Genomic DNA, 23,938 nt, shown 5'->3' on the forward strand with positions numbered 1-23,938 from the left:
ATGGAACTGTTACCAAGAGAGAAAGATAAGCTGCTGGTGTTCACAGCAGCACTTTTGGCCGAGCGGCGCCTGAACCGTGGCCTGAAACTAAATTACCCGGAAGCGATGGCGTACATCACGATGGAGATTATTGAAGGGGCACGTGACGGTAAAACGGTCGCTGAACTGATGAGCTACGGAAAAAGCCTGTTGAGTGCAGAACAAGTGATGGATGGGGTGCCTGAACTGATACACGAAGTGCAGGTTGAAGCCACTTTCCCAGACGGTACCAAGTTGGTCACCGTTCATAACCCCATTAGCTGAGGTAGTGACAATGATTCCAGGAGAGATTCAGGCTGCCGAAGGCAGTATCGAATTAAATGTAGGGCGTAAGACTGTTCGTTTACGCGTCGAAAATAGTGGCGATCGTCCGGTACAAGTAGGTTCCCACTATCACTTTTACGAGGTTAATCCAGCCCTGGTCTTTGAGCGCGAACTGGCCAAAGGCTATCGATTGAATATTGCTTCAGGTACTGCCGTGCGGTTTGAACCCGGTCAGGGGCGTGAAGTCGAGCTAGTGGCTTATGCCGGCAGCAAAACAATCTATGGGTTTAGGGGTGATGTCATGGGGCCTCTTGAAGAGCAGGGAGGTGCATCATGAGTCAGATGGATCGTACTAGCTACGCACAGATGTTTGGGCCTACCGTGGGTGATCGTGTCCGTCTGGGTGATACGGAGCTTTGGATTCAGGTCGAAAAGGATCACACAACCTACGGTGACGAAGTGAAGTTTGGTGGTGGCAAGGTGATCCGTGACGGGATGGGCCAGAGCCAGTGCACCAATGAGATTGCGATGGATCTGGTGATCACTAATGCACTTATTTTGGATTACTGGGGAATCGTTAAAGCGGATGTCGGTGTTAAAGAAGGTCGTATTGCCAAGATAGGTAAAGCCGGTAATCCCGACGTTCAGGACAACGTCGATATCGTTATTGGTCCGGGTACTGAAGTGATCGCTGGAGAGGGATCTATCCTGACAGCAGGGGGGATCGATGCGCATATCCATTTCATCTGTCCGCAACAGATCGAAGAAGCGTTAATGTCCGGTGTCACCACCATGATTGGCGGTGGAACCGGCCCCGCGACAGGGACAAATGCGACGACTTGTACCCCAGGGCCCTGGTATATGGGCAAGATGTTACAAGCTACCGACGATATGCCGATGAATCTGGGTTTTTTGGGTAAAGGTAATGCAAGCCTCCCTGATGCTCTGGAAGAGCAAATCAATGCAGGAGCATGCGGCCTGAAACTTCATGAAGACTGGGGTACGACCCCGGCTTCGATCGATAACTGTCTAACGGTAGCCGAGAAATACGATGTTCAGGTGGCCATTCATACCGATACCCTTAATGAATCAGGGTTTGTTGATGACACCATAGGTGCGTTTAAAGGGAGGGTTATTCATACCTACCACACTGAAGGGGCGGGTGGTGGACATGCTCCGGATATTATTCGTGCCTGCGCGTATCCAAATGTGATGCCCTCTTCAACCAATCCAACCCGGCCTTACACCCACAATACCGTGGATGAGCATCTGGATATGTTGATGGTCTGTCACCATCTGGATAGCAATATTCCGGAAGATGTCGCCTTTGCCGATTCACGTATCCGTAAGGAGACCATTGCCGCGGAAGATATCTTCCATGATCGTGGTGCGTTTAGCATGATCTCATCGGATTCTCAGGCGATGGGGCGGGTCGGTGAAGTTGTTACTCGTACCTGGCAGACCGCCCACAAAATGAAAGTGCAGTTTGGCTTATTGGCAGAAGATAAAGAGTGCGGTACGGATAACTTCCGAGCTAAGCGCTATATCGCTAAATACACAATCAATCCGGCAATTACGCATGGTGTATCCCATGAAATCGGTTCCATTGAGGAAGGTAAACTGGCTGATCTGGTGCTTTGGAAACCCGCTTTCTTTGGTGTTAAACCTTCAATGATTATCAAGGGTGGCATGATTGCCGCAGCGCCAATGGGTGATCCAAATGCATCCATTCCTACACCTCAGCCGGTTCATTATCGTCCCATGTTTGGCGCTTATGGCTCAGCGCCTGCGAAAACCTCAGTAACTTTTGTCAGCCAAGCCGCGCTGGATAATAACGTCGGTGAAGAATTGGGGCTTAAGCGCCGTCTGGTTGCTTGTAAAAACACGCGAAACATCACTAAGTCCGACATGATCCTCAATGACTGGATGCCAGATATTACGGTGGACCCACAAACCTATGAGGTTCGGGCGGATGGTGAGTTACTGACCTGCGAACCGGCAGAAGAGCTGCCACTTGCACAGTTATATACCCTGTTTTAATCAACGTACTGAGTGGAGATTTACCCATGTTAGAAGTGTATGAACGTTTAGGTACACACTGCCACGAAGACGTGGACAGTGTTGTGGTTTTGAATCACGAACAGCGTGACAGAGGACGTTTACGTCTGACCAGTGAGTCTGGAGAAGAAGTCCGGGTCTTTCTGGACCGTGGAAAACCTCTGCTGGTTGGTGAGTATCTGAAAACCAATTGTGGTCGTTTTGTTAAGGTCGAAGGAGCTGAAGAACCGGTTGCCCATGCCTCTTGTGATGATTGGCACACCTTTGCACGTGCCTGTTACCACTTGGGTAACCGCCATACAAAAATGGAGGTTGGCGAGCGGTGGTTGCGAATTAAACCTGATCATGTGCTTGAAGAGATGTTGGTCCAGTTAGGCCTGGTTGTCAGTCATGAAGAAGCTGTTTTTGTCCCTGAATCCGGAGCCTATAGCCATGGACATCACCACCACTGATGCCAGTCTGATAAGGCTGCTACAACTAAGCAGTGTTAGCTTGCCGGTGGGAGGCTATTCCTTCTCACAGGGGATGGAGTATGCCATCGATACGGGTTGGTTGAGGAAGAAAGAGCAGGTCTATGACTGGCTTGAGATGCAACTTCTGCATTCGGTCGCTCAGGTGGATCTGCCGTTACTTAAGCTGTTTATGGAAGCGGCAGAAAAGGATGATCGGGAGGAGTTGTACCGACTGAATGATCTGGCTCTGGCGTGTCGGGAAACCAAAGAACTTCGCCTGACAGATACCGCAATGGGAGAGGCCCTGGTGCGCCTTCTGAATAGTCTTGATGTTCCGCAACCCTTTGCCCATGGCCCCAGTGCAGAAGATGTCAGTTTTGTCACGCTTTTCGCTATTGCTGCTGTGCATTGGAGGATTAATACGGAAACGGCCATGTTGGGTTTCAGTTGGGCGTGGGTAGAAAACCAGGTTGCCGCGGCAACAAAACTGGTTCCATTAGGCCAAACACAATCGCAGATCTTACTCGGCGAGCTTCAGCCGGTGATCAGTGAAGCGATCAGCATAGCTCAGACAATTGAAGAAGATCACATTGGTGCAGGCTTGCCAGCACTTGCCATCGCAAGCGCGCTGCACGAACAACAGTATTCACGTTTATTCCGTTCTTAACGGGGTAACAGGAGGAAAAAATGAGTAAACCAAAACAAACATTACGTGTCGGTGTCGGTGGCCCAGTCGGTTCCGGTAAGACAGCACTTTTAAGATCACTTTGTGCGGCTATGCGTCATCACTATGATATTGCCGTTGTGACTAATGATATCTATACCCAGGAAGATGCGAAGTTTCTAACACGTCATGAAGCACTGGATACCGATCGTATCATTGGTGTGGAAACCGGGGGCTGCCCACATACCGCAATCCGTGAGGATGCATCGATGAACCTGGCAGCTATTGACCAATTGATCGATCGTCACGGTGCCCTGGACGTAGTTTTTGTTGAAAGTGGCGGTGATAACCTGAGCGCAACGTTTAGCCCGGAGCTATCAGACCTGACTATCTATGTGATTGATGTTTCAGCGGGCGATAAGATCCCTCGTAAAGGCGGCCCGGGTATCACGAAATCGGATCTTCTGATTATCAATAAGATCGATCTTGCACCTTTGGTTGGGGCTTCATTGGATGTTATGGATCAGGATGCGACGAAGATGCGCGGTGATCGTCCATTTGTATTCTCAAACCTTAAACAAGCTAAAGGCTTAGACGATATTATCCAGTTCATCATTACTGAAGGTATGTTAGAAGCTAAAGAACTACCGCCAGCTAAAGCGGTTGTCTAAAGAGGAAACTTACATGAAAAATTATATGTCTATATTTTCACTCGCGCTGATCGCTCTTTCTTCGACGACAGCTACGGCGCATGATGGCTCAGAGCAAACCAGTGTATTAAAGGGTCTTATCCATTTTATGACGGAACCTGACCATCTGCTGGCTTCAGGAGTAGTCGCTGCTGGTTTGATCTATTTCATTCGTAAAGCCTCAACGAAACGCAGCTGATAGTGGTTGCTACTGTTGTGCCCGATTGATTCCAGTCGGGCTTCATTTTTCGTCAATCCTCATGCCACCTTTCGTCATCTAGCTCATTCTGTTGTGCAGTATTTATTCAATATTGCTGTAATTCTCTATACAGTAAGGATATTAAAACAGGGCATAGGTTGAGCAATACCAGGGAGTCATGTCCATATAATTAATCAAGGAGAGATGATCCATGGGCACTTCTGTTTTCACCCAAAACGCTCGGGTTCTTGAGCATATCGAACAAATCAAGCTGATCAGTCAGAGTAAACGTTTCTCTGATATCCAGGATGCTGAAGGGTTTCAGTATGTTGATCTTGTGATGGAGGGAGGAGGAGTACTTGGACTAGCCCTTGTGGGGTACACCTATGCGTTAGAACAAGCGGGTATTCGCTTCCGATCAACCGCAGGTACATCAGCTGGGGCTATCAACGCACTGTTTTTACAGGTGGTCGGTGCGCCTAATGAAGCAAAAAGCACACATATGGTTAAAGTGGTGGCGGATATGCCAATGGCGGAGTTTCAGGATGGAAACCCGGCGGGGAAGCTTGCAGTTTCAGGGATGCTCGAAGGCTCTGTTGTGATGCCGGTTATTTTTTCTGTATTTGGTGGGGTGCTGAGTGATTTAGGTTTAAATCCTGGGCTCAGATTTCATCAGTGGGTAACCGACTCGATGAAGCAGTATGGAATACGTAATTGGGCACAGCTTAAAGCGCAGATGAATATACCCATTGACGGATTAGCTAAATGTGATGAGGAAGGTTTCGCTGAGACGCCTGTTTCCGAAGAGAGCTGGTCTCCTCAACTTAAAGTGGTTGCTGCTGAAGTTTCGACAACGACCAAGTTAACTCTACCTGAGCCTGATGGTGAGTTGTTGTACCTTGATATTGATGAAGCTAATCCCGCTGATTTTGTTAGAGCATCGATGTCAGTGCCAGTGTTTTTTGAACCCTACCGGATAAAGGGGTTACCTCGGTCTAAATTCATAAAAGAGGAGTGGGAAAAACGAGGGCATTCAGGAACTGTACCTGATGAGGCAGTCTTTATTGATGGTGGGGTAATATCAAACTTTCCTATTGCCGCTTTCCATACTCAGGCGAGTATTCCAAGAATGCCAACATTTGGTATCAAGCTGGGTGTTGAGAAAGGCGAACCTACTAAGATTGATAGCCTGGTAAAGCTTTTTGGTGGAACTGTCAGCCTGATGCGGTCTGATGCGGATGATGAGTTTATTCGAGCCAACCCGGATTACAAACAAGTCGTTAAAGAGATACCCACTGGGCATCACCACTGGTTGAATTTTTCGTTAGAGGATGACGCAAAAGTAGACCTTTTTGCACGTGGGGTTGAGGCAGCTAAAGAATTTCTTCAGACATTTGACTGGGAAAACTATAAACAAACCCGAGCCGCGCTATTGAAAGCTTGATGATGCGAGGATGGAGGCTAGACTCCCTTTCCCGTCTCCATTATCCTCCACTTTTTACTCCTTATTGGAATCGCTATGTCTCAACCATCTGATATTGCCTCAATCCTAAAAATGGATTCTGAACAATTGTATTTCCATTTCGTCTCTGAGGCTGTTGCGCAACAACAGATCTGGATTCTCATGGACCATTACGGCAGCGTTATGCTGAATACCGAAGACGAAGATTGTGTGCCTGTATGGCCCAGTCAGGAACTTGCGGAGGCCTGGGCGACGGAAGAGTGGGGTGAGTGCAAAGCTGAGGCGATTCCACTTAGTAAGTGGTATAGCAATTGGACGCCGGGGCTTGAAGATGATGGTTTTGCGGTGGTCATCTGCCCGATTGAAGATCAGGACGGAGTGATCGCATATGCAGATGACCTTGATGCGGCTCTGCGTAAAAAAGAACAGAAGGTCGCCAAGAAAAATGGGTCGTAACCCATTGATCTATAAAGGTCGATGTTAATAATTTAGATTGTTAACGTGGTTGGTTAAAAGCATTATCGATCACTTCTCGCATCCAGCGATGTGCCGCATCATCATGGTAGCGACTATGCCATAGCAATCGAATAGGTACTTCAGGAATAGGCTGATCAGATATAAAAGGTATTCTTGTAAGCTCATCTGATCTGGGTGATCGTTGCGATATGAGTGATCCACCGATCATCACCATTTCCGAGTCACAGATAGCGTTTAGCGCGGTGACCATGTTATTGGTTTCCAGAAAAATCTCTCTATCGGTAAATAACCAATCGGGAAGCTCATGGCCGGAAAAGCCATGAACGATAAAGTCGACATGCCGCTGCCGTCGATAGGTTGCCTGATCCATCTCAGGAAGATCGGCCATAGGGTGGGTGTGGCTTAACATACAGACGGGTAGCTCGTTGGCGATTAGGCGAGAGTGAATATTCGCAGGCGCTTCGTTGCCAAAATTGATAATAAAGTCCAGTTGTCCGGCAATCAGATCGTCCATACTGTAACTTTCCAGATTGCGCACTATCAGTTTAACCCCCGGTGCATGTTCTGCCAGATATTCCAAAAGAGGCGTGATTAGCCCTTGGGAGATGGGGTCAATCATGCTGATGTTAAAAGTGCGCTCTAGTTTTGCTGGGTCTAACTGTACCGGTGATACAAGCCTTAGAATATCATCCAGCAGAGGCTGTAACTGTTGATGCAGTTGTTCAGCTCTTGGGCTGGGAGACAAACCATGGGACTGGCGACTGAACAGTTCATCGCCGAAAAGGTCCCTAAGTTGACGCAGATTTCGGCTCATTGCCGGCTGTGACGAATCTAGGCGGTCTGCTGCGCGGGTTACACTGCGCTCCTCCATGAGCGCGTTAAATGCAACTAAAAGGCGCAAATCGACTTTACTTAAGTCATCCGGCTTCATATATCCCTCATATCGGACGGCGAACGGTATTTGATTCTATAAGCCATTGCATAAAGTACCGGGACCACGATCAGAGTAAGTACCGTTGCAACGCCCAACCCAAAACTAATGACTACAGCCATACTGGCAAAAAAATCATCAAATAGTAAAGGAATCATACCTAATATGGTGGTGATCGCCGCCATACAAACTGGGCGTACACGTGAAACGGCTGATTCAAAAACAGCAGCGTAGGGCTCTTTTCCTGAATCCAGTTCAATATTGATCTGGTCGAGCAAAACGATACCATTTTTTAGCAGCATGCCTGATAAGCTGAGGAATCCCAGCATTGCCATAAATCCAAACGGAAGATCTAATGCCAGCAAGCCTAATGTTACCCCGGTTATAGCTAAGGGCACAGTCGCCCAAATAACCAGAGGCTTACGAACTGAGTTAAACAGGGAAATGGTGATCAAGAACATCGCCAGAAAACCCAGAGGCATCGCTGTAAATATCGGTTTCTGAGCATCCCTTGAGCTTTCATATTCTCCGCCCCACTGAATACTGTACCCGGTCGGCAGATTGATCTGCTCAATCTGAGGTTTAATACGCGTTAATAAAGCGGCTGCGGTATCGGTACTGAACAGGTTCGGATCGGTCATGAGTGTTAGCGTACGTTTACGGTCACGACGGATAATTAAAGAATCTTCCCAGACGACATCAAAGCTCCCCACAACCTGATCTACCGGTACCCAGTTCTGATAACGCGGGCTCCAGATCGTAAGATCCTGAAGATTATCAATATTTAACCGCTCTTTGTCTGGCGTACGAGCGATGATAGGTAACAGAGTGGTTCCATCACGGTACAGGCCAATTGTTTCGCCGCTGAAATTCATCTGCAGCATGCTGTCTAGATCCTGTTTGCTGATACCGGCACGTCGTGCCTGTGCTTCAAGGAACTGCGGCCTTATCAGTTTGGTCCGTTCGCGCCAGTCATGACGAATGTTGATTGCAGAAGGATCTTCCCGAAATACGTCAGCAGCCTGAGCCGCAATTCCGCGCAGCACATCAGGGTCTGCACCGCTGATTCTTAATTCAATCTTAGCATCGGTTGAGGGGCCAATTTCGAGACGTTTGAGTTTAAACTCAGCCTCAGCAAACTGTGCTTTTAGATGGTGATCCAAATCATGGAGTACTGCATCAATGACCTTATTATCAACAGTACGTACCATCAACTGCCCATAGGCCGCGTACTGTTTTTCGGGACCGTATGTCAGCATAAACCGTTGCGCACCCTGGCCCGTGGTTGTGGCCACGTACTCAATACGTTCATCGGTTAAGAGCCAGTTCTCTAATTGACGCATATCTTCAGCTGTCGCACGTATATCGGTACCTTGGATGCGCCAATAATCGACGAGAAACATCGCGGTAGTAGACGGCGGGAAGAAAGCCTGGCGGACCTGAGAAAAGCCCGCTATCGATGCCATCGTTGCAACAATGACGACAACTATAGTGGCTAAGCGCCAGCGCATACAAAGATCGAGCAGAGCTTTATAGATAGTGAAGATAAAGCCTTTATAGGGATCGACTGCATCAGTTTCTGCATCTATGTCATTCTCTTTAAATAATATATGGCAGAAAAAGGGTGTTAGCGTTATTGCAGTGACCCAGGATAGCATGAGCGAAATCAATAATACCCAGAATAGAGATCCTGCAAACTCGCCGGTTGCATCAGGTGACAGGCCGATTGGCGCAAAGGCGATAACAGCAATAATGGTGGCACCCAATAGAGGCCACTGGTTTTGAGTCACAACCTGTTTAGCCGCTTCAAGTCGGCTATAACCACGTTTGATGTTAATAATAATGCCCTCTGTGACCACGATGGCATTATCAACCAGCATCCCCAGGGCGATTATCAACGCGCCAAGTGAGATACGTTGCAGATTAATATCCAGTACCTGCATAAATATGAAGGTACCGAGAATGGTCAACATCAGTATTGAGCTGATCAACAAACCACTCTGAATACCCATAAATACCAGTAAAACCACGGCAACAATGGCTACCGCAGCGAGCAGGTTATATAAAAAGTTACTGACTGAGTTATCAACTTCTGTAGGCTGGTTATAAAGCGTGAAAATCTCCATACCAATAGGGCGGGCGTATTCAAGCTCCGTGAGCTTGGCCGTTATCGCTTTACCTACTTCAACAACGTTAACGCCGCTGGTAAATGAGATACCCAAGTGCAGGGCCGGATTACCATTATAGGAAACAAGGTTGTCGGGAATTTCAGCATAGCCCCGTTTGATTTCGGCGACATCTGCCAGACGAATTAACTCGGATGATCCAGCCTCACTAATAATTAAGCGACCAAGCTCAGAAACGTCATTAAACTCACCGGTTGGGGAGATACGGATGTATTCGCTTCCAACACGCACAGACCCTGCATTGGAAACTACGTTTTGGGTGGCGAGCAAATCGTAAATTCTATCGAGTGAAATGCCTAATGTATTCAAACGGATACGAGATATCTCTACATTTACTTGTTCACGTTGATTGCCGGAAACATTGACCTTACTGACGCCATCCACTAGGACAAGTTCACGCCTGAGAAAGTCTGTGTAATCGTTGAGCTCTTCGTAGTTATAACCATCACCCGTGATCGCAAGCAGAACACCAAAAACGTCCCCAAAATCATCATTTACCCATGGTGTGTTAACACCAGGAGGGAGTTTGGAATGGTGGTCGGTAATTTTACGACGTAGCTCGTCCCAGATCTGGCGTAATGCATCACCTGCATAGATACTCTTAATTTCAACGGTGATCTGTGACAAACCGGGAGATGAGATAGATTTAACTTTATCTACCCAGGCTAATTGCTGAATCTGGTTTTCAAGAGGGTAAGTCACTTCCTCTTCGACCTGCTGAGCAGATGCTCCAGGATACGAAGTAATAACCATCGCCTCTTTAATCGTAAAGGGAGGATCTTCCAACTGCCCAAGCCCGAAAAAAGCAAAAGCTCCACCTAAACCGAGTATCAGAGCAAAAACCCAACTGGAAACTTTGTGGCTTATGAAATATTCAGCACTGTTCATAATTAAAGCCCTCGCTCACGTTCCCACTGACGTACTTTCATACCTTCACGCATATAATTAGCGCCTGCAACGACAACAATATCACCGACATCAAGACCGGAAGTCACTTGCAGACCTTTGGATGTGATATTGCCAACTTCGACATCAGCACGATGGACACGCATGGTCTCCGGATCAACTTTCCATATTTGTCTTTTTGTTGAATTAAGTGGTTGAGTTTCATCTGAGATCACTGCTTCTACTGGAAGGACAAAGCCGCTTTGTTCGATGAAAAAGACTTTACTGAGATCGACACTAACACTGGCTGCCATACCCGGATAAATCTGGAGCGACACAGGTTTAGGCATGGTTAGGGTAATGGTATAAGCACCCGTTGCAGGATCCGCTTCGGTGGTCCTTTCTCGATAAACCGCTTTAAAGATTTTGTCTGGTATTACGTCAAAAACTACATCAGCTTGATAGTTCAGCGCTTCAGGGCGTGTTTGTTGAGAAATGATCGCTTCAGAAAGCTGAAATTCTATATCGAGTTTGTTGTTAGACTGAAGGATCAGGACAGGTTGTTTAGCTTGCAGGTTCTGAAAATTTTCCACCAGGCGTTGCGAGATTACACCATCATAAGGGGCATGAATCTCGGTGTATTTTCGATTAAGTCGAGCCTGGCGGAGGGCAGCGCGGGTAATACTGAGTTCTGCGGCTTTTTCGTCGTATTGAGATTGCGATACAAGTTTGCGTTGAAGCATGGTTTTAATTCGCTCAAACTGTTGTTTGGCCAATTTATATTCTGCTTCGTAACGCTGAAGTGTCACGTCGTAATCGGTAGGGTCAATCCTGGCCAGTAGCTGATCTTTTTTGACCTCTTCACCTTCGCTAACTTTCAGTGCTATCAATTCACCGGAAACTCTAAATGCGAGTTCTGTTCGTGCTGTAGCTTTCACTTCTCCAGGAAATGTACGTACAGATTGCGAAGCAGGGTCCTGAATGGTCATCAGTTTAGCTGGACGAACGATCTCCTCTTGCAAAGATGTAAGTTCATTAGCTAAGGCTGTACTAGAGATTCCCGCCAGTAGAGATGCTAAAAAAAGCCCGCGAACGCTCATGTTGAGTACCTTTATGTATGGAGTGGATAACTGATATTCGTGAACTATATTTGAATAGATAAATGGATAACATAGTGAAAAACAGATATATGATATCCATTAAGTAAATATCAGGAGGTTGTTTTTAGGTTTAGTTTATCTATAGAAGTGCCGTTTAATCGGTCTATTAAATGGCGTCGAACCTCATTGCACACTTCAAATAGGTATAAGTCGTTCATTAAGCCATTCCCGCGCCGCGGCTTCTTGTTTCAGTTGCTCACAAGGCAGCTCAGAATCCTTAAATAGCTGGTTTATAATGTACTGCTGGACTGTGTTATGAATGGTATAAGCCACTGCTGAGCATCCTTCTCTTTGGCACCATGCAAAGAATTGTTCTACGTCATGCAGAGCATCAGGGGGCAACAAAGTATCATCATTCCCAAGTTTAATAAGAAATGCCCAATAAAGAACTTCACGAGTTTCAATTAGCGCTTTTGCTTTATTGATACATACTAAAGCCCCTTCAATATTAAACCCATCCGATAGCTCCATAATGAGTATATTTTTTTCCCAGTAAACGCGGCTATCTCCATGTGGTTCCCAAGCCTGATTCATATCTGATTGATTTTGAATGATCATTACGGTTTACCTTGCAATTACTTAAGCAACACAGTGGCCTGGTACATTTATTTTCTTGAATAGATGAGGTGCAGCAATTGCGCTATCAGGATATCCATTAATGCGTTTCTGAAATTCAGGGTTCGTGAAGGCGTTCTTAAAAGCCTCCACGCTTTCCCAAATGGCATAGTTTATATATGTGCTGCTTCCAGCTATTCCTTTATGTAATTGAGTGGAAATGTAACCAGGTTGGGCGCGCATGAAGTCAGCGTCATGTTGCCAAGCTTTGACCAATGCCTCTTCATCTTGGGAGTCAACAGTGAACACATTAACTAAGACAATGGAGCCATCTTCATTTGAGTACATCTGGTCAGCTAAGCTAACTTGGTCATTTAGTTCTCTAAATTCAGCCATTTTTTTCTCCTACTAGAATAAGAATGTGGACCCAGCGCCTGATTGCAGGCGCAGAAATATACAGAACAAATCAGTTCACGCTCAGTACTCATTTATAAATGAGTATGTACTAACAATGTGTTAATTCTGTATCGCTTTAATTGCCAATATGACAGCATGTTGTCACAAATTTGGCTTATATGCAACATGTTGTCAAAATTGGATGCAGGATTACATAACTGAAACTGCTGGTAACTTGTTGCATAGATACCGAACAGGAACAGTAAGGCCTGAACAATTAAGGGGTTAAGTATTGATCAAACTTTTCTTTGAACACGTTTCATCGACGTAGTTAACTGGATATTAGCAATTGTGGATGTGCATCTAGATGATCGATCTATATAGGCTCGCAGATCGATAAGCTATGCGAACTCAGAATATAGTTGTTAGCTCGTAGGTACAAATACAAAGAGAATGGTCCGGAAATGGTTAGAAGAGGTTCAATTGTTTAAAAGTTGAATGATAAACCCTGGACCGCTGAAAGTTATATCTGATAGCTTTTAACGACTTATTTGTTTTAAGACTTCTAGCGTTCTTTCTAAGTTTTTTTTATCTATATCAGCAGAATATTTTTTAGCCCAGTCAATCTGTTTTACATACAAGCGTTCATGAATCTTTTGTCCTAGTTTTGTCAGCTTAATATATTTAGCACGCTTATGATTTGGGTTTTCTTCCATAATAAGAAGCCCATCATCCAGCATAATATCGACTAATCGCTGTACTGCTTGGCGACTCTGGCCTACATGGCGACTAATTTCAGAGACAGTTAAAAGCTGCTTAGAAAGGCCAATTGTTCCAAGTACCTTCCATCTTGAAGCAGTTAAATTGAATTCCCTCGACATATTGTCTCCGTCAATATTTAACTGACCTACAACTTTAAAAACTTCTAATACAACTAATGTAAAAATTTCATGCTTGGGTTGGATTATCATATTTTATCTAAAAGCCATATTGACAACATAGTGTCAAATATACAACAATGACATCGTGTTGTCATGTTTGATTCTGGAGAATTCTATGAAGTCATCAATCCATAAGGCCGCTGCTGTTGTAGCAACTCTGTGCATAGTGGCATTTTTTACAAGTACTGTTATTAGCGAGTTGTTTTTCGATCTAGAGACCGTAGCGAGAGTCAAAAGCCTAATAGTATTACCTGGACTTTTCATCTTAATACCTGCAATTGCGATCACAGGTGCGACCGGTTTTGCTATGGCCAAAAAAACTGTTAAAGGTGTCATTGGTCAGAAGAAGAAGCGAATGCCATTCATTGGTGTCAATGGGGTGCTTATCCTTGTGCCATGTGCAATATTCCTTAATCTCTGGGCCTCGGCTGGGCAATTCGATACAACCTTTTACGTGGTACAGGCAATAGAAATCATTGCCGGAGCAACCAATATTTTTTTAATGGCTCTGAACATTCGTGATGGCCGTAAACTTACTCGTAGATAAAGGGCTATCAGCAATGAATCCATCATTGAAAGCAAAAGCAACGATCAAATTCTTTGTATTGGCTACTGCTTTATCGGCTAGTCCTATGCTCTTGGCTGAAGGAAACCCAACTTTTGAGAAGGTCTGTAGTTCCTGCCATACAGGAGGGTTCAAAGGCTGGGTCACAGGTGCGCCAAACATTCACAAAAAGGAAGAATGGTCATCATATCTTGATAGGGACTCTGTGGAGAGAATGAAAGAAATTGTTCTAAAAGGGGCCGAAGATCATAAAGTGAAAGGAGGTTGCTCAACGTGCTCAAATGGCTCAATTCTTAATGCAGTTGATTACATCATATCCGAAGTTAGGTAAGCGGGACTTAAACAATGAAAAGTTATCCTTTGGCTATGATAATCCTACACTGGTTTTTAGCCCCTATCATTCTTCTAGCTTTGTTCATGGGTAATGACATAGCTCAGTTATCTAATGATTTGGACCTAAAAGTAGACCGGCTTGAAGTTCATATGGCAGTGGGCATTGGTGTAGGGATGCTCTTTGTAATTCGACTCTTCATAAAGCTAGCGTCAGTACGCCAGCCAATACCTGAGAAAGGAAATAAGCTGTTAGCCAAAGCCGCTACTTGGGCCCATATTTTTATTTACATTCTTGTATTTGGAGTTGTCATAACTGGCATGGCTATCGCTGCACAAGTCGATATGCCTAGTATTATCATACATGGTTATATAATGCCTCAGGGCTTATCTGACTTACCAGTACGAATCGTTCACGGGATCCTGACTAAGCTGCTACTTTTTGTTGTAGCGATACACATCTCTGCAGCCTTTTATCATCAATTTGTATTGAGGGACGGCTTATTATCGAAGATGTGGTTAAGCAAAGAATAAAGGGTGAACAATTTGCCCTGAGGTTTGTGAAGCTTTTCCTCTCTCATGAGAGAGGAATATTGCTTCGATCTCAGAAAGGCAATTCAGGCTGAAATTTGTTTGGCGATATGTTTAAGTACTTTCAAGGCACTCTCCATTTCTGATGTAGAAAGGTCGGATGACAGTCCTTCTGCCCACTTAACTTGCTTCATATCTAACTGTTTATAGATATCAACAGCCTTAGTCGTCATTTGAATATATTTAGCCCGCTTGTGGTTTGGGTTTTCAGTCATAGTCAAGAGACCGTCCTTCGCCATTACATCTACAAGACGTTGAACAGCTTGACGGCTTTGGCCCATATATCGACCAATCTCAGGAACTGTGACAGGGTTGTCGGATAACATAATCGCCCCAAGAATCTTCCAACGGGAAGCTGTTAAGCCGAATTCCTTTGTTAGCTTATCGCCATCAATGTTTAGTAAGCCACCGACTTTAAAAACTTCTAAAACAACTTGGGTAAAAATCTCATTCTTAGGTGCTGAACTCATAACACACATCTGTATCCTGAAAATATAGTGTAATTATGTCAGATGAAGAAATTTGTATGAAGTAGCTTTACACATATCAGGTGAGTCTCCGCCTTTTCATATTACTTTCTGTACTTGCTTAATGCTGCTTCATTGAGATAAATAGATAAGGTCGTTCGTACAATCGTTTCATATCTAATGATTATGTTTTCTTTCTGATAAGAGTGAGCAAAAACTATATAAAATAGCAGTTTTCCACCCATTTTAAATATCCTTATGGCGGAATTTCGCCTTTTTAGTACTTTCTAATCTATCAGTGAGTTTCCTTAAACCCCAATGAAATAAGTTAATTAAGCTTGTTTTAGACTTTGGTCTATTGGTTGGCACTGTTCTTGCCCCTGTCTTTTGTCACAACAATAACAATTGAACGAGTGCGGCAATGAAAATGACCATTGGATTTAAATTGGGTGGCTGCTTTTTATTAACCTTGGTTGTGCTAATGCTGAGTAGCTTATATGCACTGACCGGGGTAAATAAAATTCGTGATTCTTTAGAGCACATTGCGGGTGAAGCCTGGAGCAGCTCTGAAAATTCTGCAGTATTGAGCCTTAACGTAAGCCAAAGTACTGGCTTACTGCAAAACAGTCTGTTCTATGCGGAACCGATTACTGCGCAGGTGCTGGCTAAGATGGACCTTCATCTTAAACAATCAGTCTCTGCTTTAACCTACCTTGACGGCAGCAGCTATCAGTCAGAAAGCCAGACTTTACACAGTATGATGGATCAGCTCAAAGCGCTTAAAAGCAAGGTGATTGAACAGCATGGGTTGTATGTAGATGCTATCAAACGCTCAGCTGAAAACGTGGCAGCTTTTAACAAGTTTATGAAGCGGCTAGGCTTCTACGCCAACTATCAGGTATCAAGTCTGGAGGATGCTTTTCAGCGGAATCAGGTTACTTCCTGGAGTGGCGATGTAGAAGATAAATGGGAGTTTGTGATTGCCATTTACAGTGCTCAGATCGCATTAGGAAACTCCGTCTCTTCTCTACAAAAGCAGTTGCAATCTATGCAACCTGGTGAAGAAACCGAGCTGGTATTGTCTTCACTAGATGACTTAGCAGAACAGCTTTCTGAAATTACGTCTTCACCACTAGCTACAGGGATTATTAATAGTGGAAGCTGGAAGGGTAAAAGTTATGCAGAAGCTTCAAAGATAATGCTGCAAACCCATGTTCAGGGTACACAAGAGATTCAGAAACTGCAGGCCGAATTTACGTTGACCAGGGATAAACTCGTTACGTTAGTTTCTGCATTGGAAAACCATACATCACAACTGTCCGCATCGATCGCATCGCAGGTGCAGGAGCAAACCCGCTCTACAGAGAGTCAGGCAGATTTTTTGAAAGCAACAATGGCGTCAACATTACCCATTGGGGTTTTATTAACGCTGCTTGCGATCTGGTTGAGCTTCCGAATGGTGATCTCCCCGGTTAAGAAGGCTAGCAGCCAGATGGCTGAAATCGCTTCTGGAGAAGGGGATCTGAGTGTTCGTTTACCCGTAAAAGGTGAAGATGAAATTGCTCAGCTTGCCGGTAATTTCAATGAGTTTGTGTCAAAAATCTCTAATGCGGTCTCTTCTGTTTCGGAAAATGCACATAGTCTTTTGCATACATCTGAACATCTGAAGTCCAATTCAGCATCGACTCAATTTGCGGTGGAAACGCAGAATTCCGAATGCGAAAAAGCAGTCACAGCGATGGCTGAAATAAGTATGACGGTTAATGATATCGCGTCTAATGCCAGTCAGGCAGCTAAGTGTAGTGATGAGGTTAAATCGAGTACCTGCCATGGACGGGATATCGTCAACCAAAATCGCGTTGCTACCGAAGCACTGTCGGGTGAGATCGTTCAAGCGACAGAGGTCATTTCGAACCTGGCTGAAGAAAGTAATAAGGTGGGCAGCATCATCGCCGTTATCCAGGGCATTGCTGAACAGACGAACCTGCTTGCATTGAATGCAGCGATTGAAGCTGCCAGAGCCGGAGACCAGGGGCGAGGCTTTGCTGTGGTAGCGGATGAAGTCAGGGCTTTGTCTCATAGTACTCAGAATGCAACAGAAGAGATAAAGGGCCTATTAGATACGCTGCAGCAAAAAGCTAATCAGGCGGTATCAGTGATGAAGGGAGGGCAGTCTTTAGCAGAAGATAATGTGCGGCTTTCTGAACAGGTCAACGAGTTGATCTCTAATGTTGCGGATGAAGTTGATCAGATAAATCAGCTTAACCTGCTCATCGCTACAGCCACGGAGCAGCAAGCTCAGGTTACAACGTTGACCCGGGATAATCTGGAGCAAATAGGCAGCGCTGCTTTAGAGACAGCTACGAGTGCCCGGAGTAATAGCGATATTAGCCTGAGACTGGAGAACCAGGCATCTCAACTTAAGGATATCTTATCCCAGTTCAGGGTTTGATCCTTTGCTGATGGATATCGATTCACCCTGCTTATCGGTTGCGATAAGTGGGGTGGGGAGATGCGTAAATGAAAATTCGTACCATTCTTCTGACCTTAACGGTCTTCTGCTGCCTGCTCGCAGGAGGCAGTGTCATTGTTCATTACAAACAATCAGATTTTGCGGCTCAGACAGCCGAGAAAAATGCGATTAAAACATCCGGAAAACTGTTAGCTGTCGAGCTAGATACAGCGTTCAAAAGCTATAAAAATGTGGCTGCGACGATGGCTGCGATGCCTGAAATCAGTTCATTTATGCACGCGCAAAGCCAAGCGGGAATAATCGGTAGGCGTGGTGATGAGCCAAGCTTATATGCTCAGGCGAAAGAGGTTTTGAACCGGTTTTGTGTTAGCAATGAGGCAAGCCTTTGTTATCTCTTGTCATCAAACGGTGATGTTCTGTTAGAGAATCGCTTTAAACCCTCCAAGTCTCTTGAGGGAGATAACTATTCATTCAGGCCATATTTCTTTAAGGCGCTCAAAGAGGGGCACACGGTTTATGCCGCCTATGGATTGAGAACCCAGCAGCGTGGTATCTATTTCGGAAATACGATTACAAACCGAGAGGGTGATGTGCTGGGTGTAGCGGTCGTAAAAGTAAAAATGACTAAATTCGAAGGAGCCTTTGACGAGTTAGGTGGAACACCATTATTAGTTGACCCGCAGGGGATTGTCTTTGCGACCTCCAGACATGACTGGTTATTAAAAAGTTTGTGGCCACTCAGTGAAAAGGTTCAGGCTTTGATAAAAGCAAATAGACAATATGCTGGTATCCACATTAATGATCTTGGATTCAACGACTTCGCCGATAAAACGGGTATGTACCGCGAAGGTTATGAAGAAGCTTACCTAACTGCTGAATCCTTTTTAAGCCAGCTACCTGGTTGGCGTTTGTTGTATTTCAAACCCGTACGGGTGACCGGTTTTTTTTCAGACTCTATCATTTCAGTTGTTAGCCTTTTGTTCCTTATCGCTTCTTTCACTTCTGTGATGTTATTTAAGGTTGGTTTGATTGACTTAAAGAGAAGGCGAAGTGCAGAAGAGGAGTTAATTAACAGTGAGTTACGCCTTCGTCAATTATCAGAGTTGAGTAATGAAGGCATTCTCATTCATCAACAAGGTCGGATTCTGGATAGTAACAAAGCCGCGGAGCAAATCTTTGGTTACAGCCGTGAAGAGCTCCTTAATTCGGATATCTGGAACTTGATGGCTCCGGATTGTGTCTCTACGGCCGTTAGCAATATGTTGTCAGGCTATGAACGTCCCTACGATATCGAAGGTAAACACCGGGATGGCGGTATTTTCCCTGTTGAAATTTGTGCCCGGGATAGTTTGTTAAGAGGCAACGGGGTTAGGGTTTGTTGTATCAGGGATTTAAGTCAGAGTCAGACTCAGGTGACTGATCGAATGGATAAAGCCATTGAATCAGCCCGTCAACGTGATGCCAAACTAAGTGTTATCTATATGGACCTGGATAACTTCAAACGTTTCAATGATAACTGGGGGCATGAATTCGGCGATCGAATTCTCATGGCCACAGCGCAAAGATTAAGGGCTACTCTGACGAAAAATGACAGTTTAATTCGTTACGGTGGAGATGAATTTGTAATTATTTTCTCCGGAACAGGTGACGAACAACAGGTTGTCGAAAAGGTTAATGATCTTATTCAAAAACTAAAATCTGAGTGGCTTATCGACGATAGAAAAGTTTGTCTAACCGCGACATTTGGTATTGCTGTTTATCCTGAACATGGGGGGAACTCTAAAGAGCTAATGCAAAATGCAGAGCTAGCCATGTATCGTTGCCGAGAGCAGGGTGTTCAGGGCCACTTTTCATTCTATTCTAACGAAATGAGTCTTGCCGTTAAGGAGCAATTGCTGATTGAACAGCATCTGAGAGAGGTGCTCCGGTTGGGAGAACTTAGCCTGGTTTATCAACCGGTTTATGCAGAGAGAAGTAACAAACTGCATTTGGCTTCAGCCGAAGTTTTGCTGCGTTGGAATAGTGGTGTATTGGGTGTTGTTGGCCCTGATAAATTTATCCCTATTGCGGAACACACAGGCCAGATCATTGAAATAGGGCAATGGGTGCTAACTCGTTCATGCAGACAGGGAAAGTTATGGATCGATCAGGGGCATAAGCTCACATTGGCAGTCAATGTATCCCCCCGACAGTTAAGGCATCCGGATTATATTAGCCAGCTTGAAAAGGTTCTGTACGAAACAGAATTTCCGGCCGAACAACTTTGCCTTGAGGTGACGGAAGGCATATTGCTCGAAGATGACCAGTATGTTGAGACCATATTACGCCAGATAAAGGCGATGGGTGTCATGCTCTCTATTGATGATTTTGGAACGGGTTATTCTTCCTTGTCCTATTTGAAGCGTTACCCCTTTGATACATTGAAGATAGATCGAAGTTTTATGATGGACCTGGAAGAACATAGTAGCCATCAACAATTGGTTAAAGCCTGTATTCTCATGGCCCATGGACTTAACCTAAATGTTGTCGCAGAGGGTGTTGAAACTGATTTTCAGTTAGGCATGCTCAAGAACCTGAATTGTGATTATTTTCAGGGGTATTTGCTCAACCGGCCCTTACCCGATAACGATCTTACTGATCTTCTCCGAAAGCAATCATAGCAAGGGGAGGCATATTTGAGGTTGACCTACATGGCGTCAGAACCGTTTCAAATGTTCCTGCCAACAATAGAAAAGAATAAAGCTTGTCATGTGTCAGCCAATTCATTCTTATCGGCGTGTATTATTTCTATATTTTTGAACGATCAACTATATTGAAGGCTGTAATTTTTAATAGCCTAAATGGATCACCATGAAAGGACTAATGCATCAGCGAATTCAACTTGCAGGAAGCAGAATCTCAATGGTTAAGATGGCCAGCTGGATTTTGTTCATTATGGGGATCTCTACAGGTTCGTTAGCCGCGAGCAAAACGCCTGACATTATCTTATACACCATTGATTACCCACCCTATACCATTGTGTCAGGCAATAAAGTTAATGGAATTGATGTCGATGTGGTGAAAGCTGCTTTTTCAGAAGTAAGTATTAATGCGGAGATACAAGCAGCCCCCTGGAAGAGGATACTAAAGAATATTGAGCACGGGCGTGTCGTTGGCACTATCAGCTGTTCACGCAGGCAAGATCGTGAAACCTTTATGATCTTTAGTGATCCGATCAGCGAAATCCTTCAGGTTGCGGTGATGTCTGAACAGGTTGATGATCGAAGCATCAATGAGCGAATTGATCTGAAAGCCTACTCAGTTCTGGCAGTTGAGGGCTGGGGAGTAGAGAAAGAACTAACTAATAATCAGATCGAATACAGTACAACCCCGAGTATGGATAGCGGATTGAACGCTGTGGTTTATCGAGGCGCTGGTGTTTTTTATACCGGTGAGCTGGTTACTAAGTACCGTGCCCGACAGTTGGGGTTGCTGGATAAGATAAAGATCAAACGTCTTGATGATGTCATGCCGAATAAGCTGCATTTATGTCTTAGCCGAGATTATCCGGGTAATGAGCAGTTGTTAACCGAGTTTAATAAAGGCTTAAAGGCGATCATGGAAAATGGTCGTTATCAGGAAATATACGATCGCTATCTGTTAAAGAAATAATCAAAGGTTAGGTTAATGAAACTACAGCTAAGACACCGTATTGCCTATAAGCAGGCGAAAGCTGTCTTAGTGATTGCTATTCTGCTCGGCCTTATTTCGACTGGCTTCCAGGTTCTTCTTGATCTGGAAGAGGAGAAAAAAAACGCGGTTGAAGATATTCATCGGGTCATTGCATCTCACAAAGATACTGCGGCGAGTGCCGTTTACAATCTTAATCATGATCAGGCGCGTGACATTACTAAAAACCTGCTCTCCCACCCGGCCATTATTTACGCATCTTTGCAGGACGATTTCGGTGATACGTTAGCTGAAAATAGCCGTGTTCCTCATAACGGTAACCGAGGCGCGATGATACTTGGAAACTTGTTAGTTGATATCAATACGAGCATTGATACTAAGCTGGATGTTGCGAACCAGCAGTCAGAGAAAGCGATCCTGAGAGTTAAGCTGGATTCGCAATTTATCACCAATCGATTATCTAAACGCACCTTGAACAGCCTTGTATTTGGTGTATTGCACAATGTCATTCTGGCTTTAATTCTTCTTGTTCTGTTTTATCGTTATCTCTCTCAACCGATATTGAACATCGTTGACTGGATCAATGGACTTCGGGACGGTGGTGCGGACCAGCCTCCGTATAAAGCCAATGATGAACTAGGTAGTCTGGTCGATAGCTTTTCTAAACTGTGGCTTGAAAAGAAAGAGACGACAGATCGACTTAATGAAAGCGTCCTTGAGTTATCACGCAGTGAATCATTCTCCCGTTCGTTAATGGAAAACGCGGGCGATGCGATGTTTCTGTGTAAGTCTGACACTTCAATCGTTCGCACTAACCGACAGGCTGAACTGACTTTAAAGATAGACAGCAACAAAATTATTGGGCGAAGCCTGGCAGATTTTAGTGAGTCTTTTACAGTCGCTGAGTTGGAAAAGCGGTTTGATGAATTAAGCGATGATCAGGTGTCAACGTTTGAAGATCTGCAGATAGACAGTACTGGTAGTGCCTTTCCGATAGAAGCGAGGGGTATTAAGGTTCATCTCGAAGAGCAGCTGTATATTCTGATCATGGCGCGTGATATTACCGCGCGTAAAGCAGCTGAAAAACAGGTTTATGAACTCGCTTTCTTCGATACATTAACTGGCATGGCTAATCGCCGATTGTTTATGGATCGGCTAAGTTCATCTCTGGTTTTGCACCAGACAAATGGCAAATATGGTGCAGTGCTTTACATGGACCTTGATCGTTTTAAAACAATCAATGATTCATTGGGGCACGGAGCGGGGGATCTGTTGCTCAAGGCAATCAGTGGCAGAATTAACAGTATCATCCCAACTGGCGCAACGTCAGCTCGATTTGGTGGTGATGAGTTCGTCATTCTGTTGCCTGAGGCTGGTATTGATAAAGAAAGCTGTATAGAAGCCGCAGCCCATCTTGCTGAAGACATCATACAGCAATTTACAGATCCATTTTTAGTAGACTCTCACTCTCTTTACTGCACCATAAGTGTGGGTATAGCTCTTTTCCCAGAGCAAAACTCCAATTCCGGTGACATTCTGCGTCGTGCGGATACAGCGCTTTATCGGGTAAAAGCGAAAAGTCGTAACGGGTTCCAGTTCTATGATCCCGAGATGCAGTCGAGTGCACAGGAGCGATTGAATGTTGAGAAAGGTTTACATCAGGCAATCGAGCACGGTGAATTAGAGCTGTGGTATCAACCGCAAATCGGGGCGAAAGGGGAGTGCATTGGGGCGGAAGCACTGCTTCGTTGGAATCACCCAGAGCGGGGCCTGGTATTCCCTGGTGATTTTATTCAAATAGCGGAAGATAGCGGACAGATTGTCGAGATTGGTAATTGGGTGCTGGCTCAAGGTGTCAGCCAACTTAAGGGCTGGATGGAAAGGGGGCTCCCTTCAACATTCCGCCGTTTAGCGGTTAACGTGAGTCCGTTGCAGTTTATGCAAGTTGATTTTGTCGATCGGGTTTCAACGCTTCTGGATGAAAGTGGAATTCCCGGCTTCATGCTTGAGTTGGAAATCACAGAGAATATGCTGCTCAACAACTTCGAGATTGCTAGCCAGAAAATGAAACTTTTGAAGAAAAAAGGGGTTTCATTTGCGATCGACGACTTTGGCACAGGTTATTCATCACTGAAATATCTGCGTCATCTACCTTTAGATATTTTGAAGATTGATCGGTCCTTTGTGACAGACTTACGCCCTCACTCTGAACAGGCTGCAATAGTACAGGTCATCATTGCCACTGCAGACCGCTTAGATCTGGTGGTTATTGCTGAAGGTGTAGAAACAACCGAGGAGTGTAATACGCTGTCACAACTCGGCTGCAATTGCTTTCAGGGTTATCTATTTTCTAAGCCTGTTCAGGCAGAGACGTTTTTTAGTTATGTAACTGAGCGTGAGCAACAGTTAAAAGAACAGGTTGAGAAGACAGAGGTCGTTTCACCCGACAGAAGGGGTAGGTAGACAAGCTGGTAAAACACCCTTT

The 23,938-nt window shown here is 44.9% G+C and carries 23 protein-coding genes; 16 read left to right on the forward strand and 7 right to left on the reverse strand.

From position 1 onward, the window contains the following. From MED92_RS02330 to MED92_RS02370, 9 genes are all read left to right on the forward strand, one after another. The gene (locus MED92_RS02330) at nucleotides 1–303 is read left to right on the forward strand and encodes an urease subunit gamma (protein ID WP_007019865.1); all 303 of its coding nucleotides are present in this window, start codon (nucleotides 1–3) and stop codon (nucleotides 301–303) included. Between the two features lie 10 nt (nucleotides 304–313). Continuing rightward, a complete protein-coding gene (locus MED92_RS02335) occupies nucleotides 314–640 on the forward strand; it encodes an urease subunit beta (protein WP_007019866.1) in 327 nt (108 codons plus the stop codon). After that, nucleotides 637–2,343, forward strand: coding sequence for an urease subunit alpha (gene ureC / locus MED92_RS02340; protein WP_007019867.1), 1,707 nt, complete (start codon nucleotides 637–639; stop codon nucleotides 2,341–2,343). Before MED92_RS02335 ends, ureC begins: the two co-directional genes overlap by 4 nt. 26 nt (nucleotides 2,344–2,369) lie before the next feature. Next, a complete protein-coding gene (gene ureE, locus MED92_RS02345; RefSeq protein ID WP_007019868.1) occupies nucleotides 2,370–2,813 on the forward strand; it encodes an urease accessory protein UreE in 444 nt (147 codons plus the stop codon). Continuing rightward, entirely contained in the window at nucleotides 2,794–3,480 is a 687-nt protein-coding gene (locus MED92_RS02350; protein ID WP_007019869.1) for an urease accessory protein UreF, read from the forward strand. The genes ureE and MED92_RS02350 overlap by 20 nt, the downstream gene beginning before the upstream one ends. A gap of 20 nt (nucleotides 3,481–3,500) precedes the next feature. Next, entirely contained in the window at nucleotides 3,501–4,148 is a 648-nt protein-coding gene (gene ureG, locus MED92_RS02355) for an urease accessory protein UreG (protein ID WP_007019870.1), read from the forward strand. 13 nt (nucleotides 4,149–4,161) lie between these two features. Then, nucleotides 4,162–4,365 carry a HupE/UreJ family protein gene (locus MED92_RS02360; RefSeq protein ID WP_007019871.1) on the forward strand — a complete coding sequence of 68 codons (204 nt, stop codon included), beginning with the start codon at nucleotides 4,162–4,164 and terminating at the stop codon, nucleotides 4,363–4,365. A 211-nt stretch (nucleotides 4,366–4,576) separates the two neighbouring features. Then, nucleotides 4,577–5,809: a patatin-like phospholipase family protein gene (locus MED92_RS02365; protein WP_007019872.1), complete on the forward strand. Its 1,233-nt coding sequence runs from the start codon at nucleotides 4,577–4,579 to the stop codon at nucleotides 5,807–5,809. A 75-nt stretch (nucleotides 5,810–5,884) separates the two neighbouring features. Beyond that, a complete protein-coding gene (locus MED92_RS02370) occupies nucleotides 5,885–6,283 on the forward strand; it encodes a DUF2750 domain-containing protein (protein ID WP_007019873.1) in 399 nt (132 codons plus the stop codon). Between the two features lie 40 nt (nucleotides 6,284–6,323). On the opposite strand, the gene MED92_RS18345 is transcribed toward MED92_RS02370, so the two are convergent. From MED92_RS18345 to MED92_RS02400, 6 genes are all read right to left on the reverse strand, one after another. Next, the gene (locus tag MED92_RS18345; protein ID WP_007019874.1) at nucleotides 6,324–7,235 is read right to left on the reverse strand and encodes a LysR family transcriptional regulator; all 912 of its coding nucleotides are present in this window, start codon (nucleotides 7,233–7,235) and stop codon (nucleotides 6,324–6,326) included. After that, nucleotides 7,232–10,309, reverse strand: coding sequence for an efflux RND transporter permease subunit (locus MED92_RS02380; RefSeq protein ID WP_007019875.1), 3,078 nt, complete (start codon nucleotides 10,307–10,309; stop codon nucleotides 7,232–7,234). The genes MED92_RS18345 and MED92_RS02380 overlap by 4 nt, the downstream gene beginning before the upstream one ends. A gap of 2 nt (nucleotides 10,310–10,311) precedes the next feature. Continuing rightward, nucleotides 10,312–11,406, reverse strand: a complete 1,095-nt coding sequence (locus MED92_RS02385; protein WP_007019876.1) for an efflux RND transporter periplasmic adaptor subunit — start codon at nucleotides 11,404–11,406, stop codon at nucleotides 10,312–10,314. 195 nt (nucleotides 11,407–11,601) lie between these two features. Beyond that, nucleotides 11,602–12,024, reverse strand: coding sequence for a hypothetical protein (locus MED92_RS02390; RefSeq protein ID WP_007019877.1), 423 nt, complete (start codon nucleotides 12,022–12,024; stop codon nucleotides 11,602–11,604). A gap of 21 nt (nucleotides 12,025–12,045) precedes the next feature. After that, nucleotides 12,046–12,417 carry an antibiotic biosynthesis monooxygenase family protein gene (locus tag MED92_RS02395; RefSeq protein WP_007019878.1) on the reverse strand — a complete coding sequence of 124 codons (372 nt, stop codon included), beginning with the start codon at nucleotides 12,415–12,417 and terminating at the stop codon, nucleotides 12,046–12,048. Nucleotides 12,418–12,956: 539 nt separating this feature from the next. Continuing rightward, nucleotides 12,957–13,388, reverse strand: coding sequence for a MarR family winged helix-turn-helix transcriptional regulator (locus MED92_RS02400; RefSeq protein ID WP_007019879.1), 432 nt, complete (start codon nucleotides 13,386–13,388; stop codon nucleotides 12,957–12,959). Between the two features lie 85 nt (nucleotides 13,389–13,473). On the opposite strand from MED92_RS02400, the gene MED92_RS02405 reads away from it, so the two are divergent. From MED92_RS02405 to MED92_RS02415, 3 genes are read left to right on the forward strand one after another with little or no spacing between them, the layout of a single operon-like run. Then, complete coding sequence (locus tag MED92_RS02405; RefSeq protein WP_007019880.1) at nucleotides 13,474–13,905, forward strand: hypothetical protein; 432 nt, start codon at nucleotides 13,474–13,476, stop codon at nucleotides 13,903–13,905. A 13-nt stretch (nucleotides 13,906–13,918) separates the two neighbouring features. Further along, nucleotides 13,919–14,254 (forward strand): c-type cytochrome, encoded by a 336-nt coding sequence (locus MED92_RS02410; RefSeq protein ID WP_007019881.1) that lies wholly within the window; start codon nucleotides 13,919–13,921, stop codon nucleotides 14,252–14,254. Between the two features lie 14 nt (nucleotides 14,255–14,268). Further along, nucleotides 14,269–14,787: a cytochrome b gene (locus MED92_RS02415; protein ID WP_007019882.1), complete on the forward strand. Its 519-nt coding sequence runs from the start codon at nucleotides 14,269–14,271 to the stop codon at nucleotides 14,785–14,787. A gap of 83 nt (nucleotides 14,788–14,870) precedes the next feature. Here the strand turns inward: MED92_RS02415 and MED92_RS02420 are convergent, their stop codons facing one another. Continuing rightward, nucleotides 14,871–15,314 (reverse strand): MarR family winged helix-turn-helix transcriptional regulator, encoded by a 444-nt coding sequence (locus MED92_RS02420; RefSeq protein WP_007019883.1) that lies wholly within the window; start codon nucleotides 15,312–15,314, stop codon nucleotides 14,871–14,873. Between the two features lie 418 nt (nucleotides 15,315–15,732). Here MED92_RS02420 and MED92_RS18350 point away from each other — a divergent pair, with 418 nt between their 5' ends. The 4 genes from MED92_RS18350 to MED92_RS02440 all read left to right on the forward strand — a co-directional run bounded on the left by MED92_RS18350 (nucleotide 15,733) and on the right by MED92_RS02440 (nucleotide 23,916). Continuing rightward, on the forward strand, nucleotides 15,733–17,763 hold the full coding sequence (locus tag MED92_RS18350; RefSeq protein ID WP_007019885.1) for a methyl-accepting chemotaxis protein: 2,031 nt from the start codon (nucleotides 15,733–15,735) through the stop codon (nucleotides 17,761–17,763). 68 nt (nucleotides 17,764–17,831) lie between these two features. After that, entirely contained in the window at nucleotides 17,832–20,444 is a 2,613-nt protein-coding gene (locus tag MED92_RS18355; RefSeq protein ID WP_007019886.1) for a bifunctional diguanylate cyclase/phosphodiesterase, read from the forward strand. 190 nt (nucleotides 20,445–20,634) lie between these two features. Then, the gene (locus MED92_RS02435; protein ID WP_083774884.1) at nucleotides 20,635–21,435 is read left to right on the forward strand and encodes a substrate-binding periplasmic protein; all 801 of its coding nucleotides are present in this window, start codon (nucleotides 20,635–20,637) and stop codon (nucleotides 21,433–21,435) included. Between the two features lie 15 nt (nucleotides 21,436–21,450). Next, the gene (locus tag MED92_RS02440; RefSeq protein WP_007019888.1) at nucleotides 21,451–23,916 is read left to right on the forward strand and encodes a putative bifunctional diguanylate cyclase/phosphodiesterase; all 2,466 of its coding nucleotides are present in this window, start codon (nucleotides 21,451–21,453) and stop codon (nucleotides 23,914–23,916) included. Nucleotides 23,917–23,938 lie beyond the last annotated feature (22 nt).

Origin of the sequence: Neptuniibacter caesariensis, assembly GCF_000153345.1 — a bacterium.
Classification (GTDB): Bacteria; Pseudomonadota; Gammaproteobacteria; order Pseudomonadales; family Balneatricaceae; genus Neptuniibacter; species Neptuniibacter caesariensis.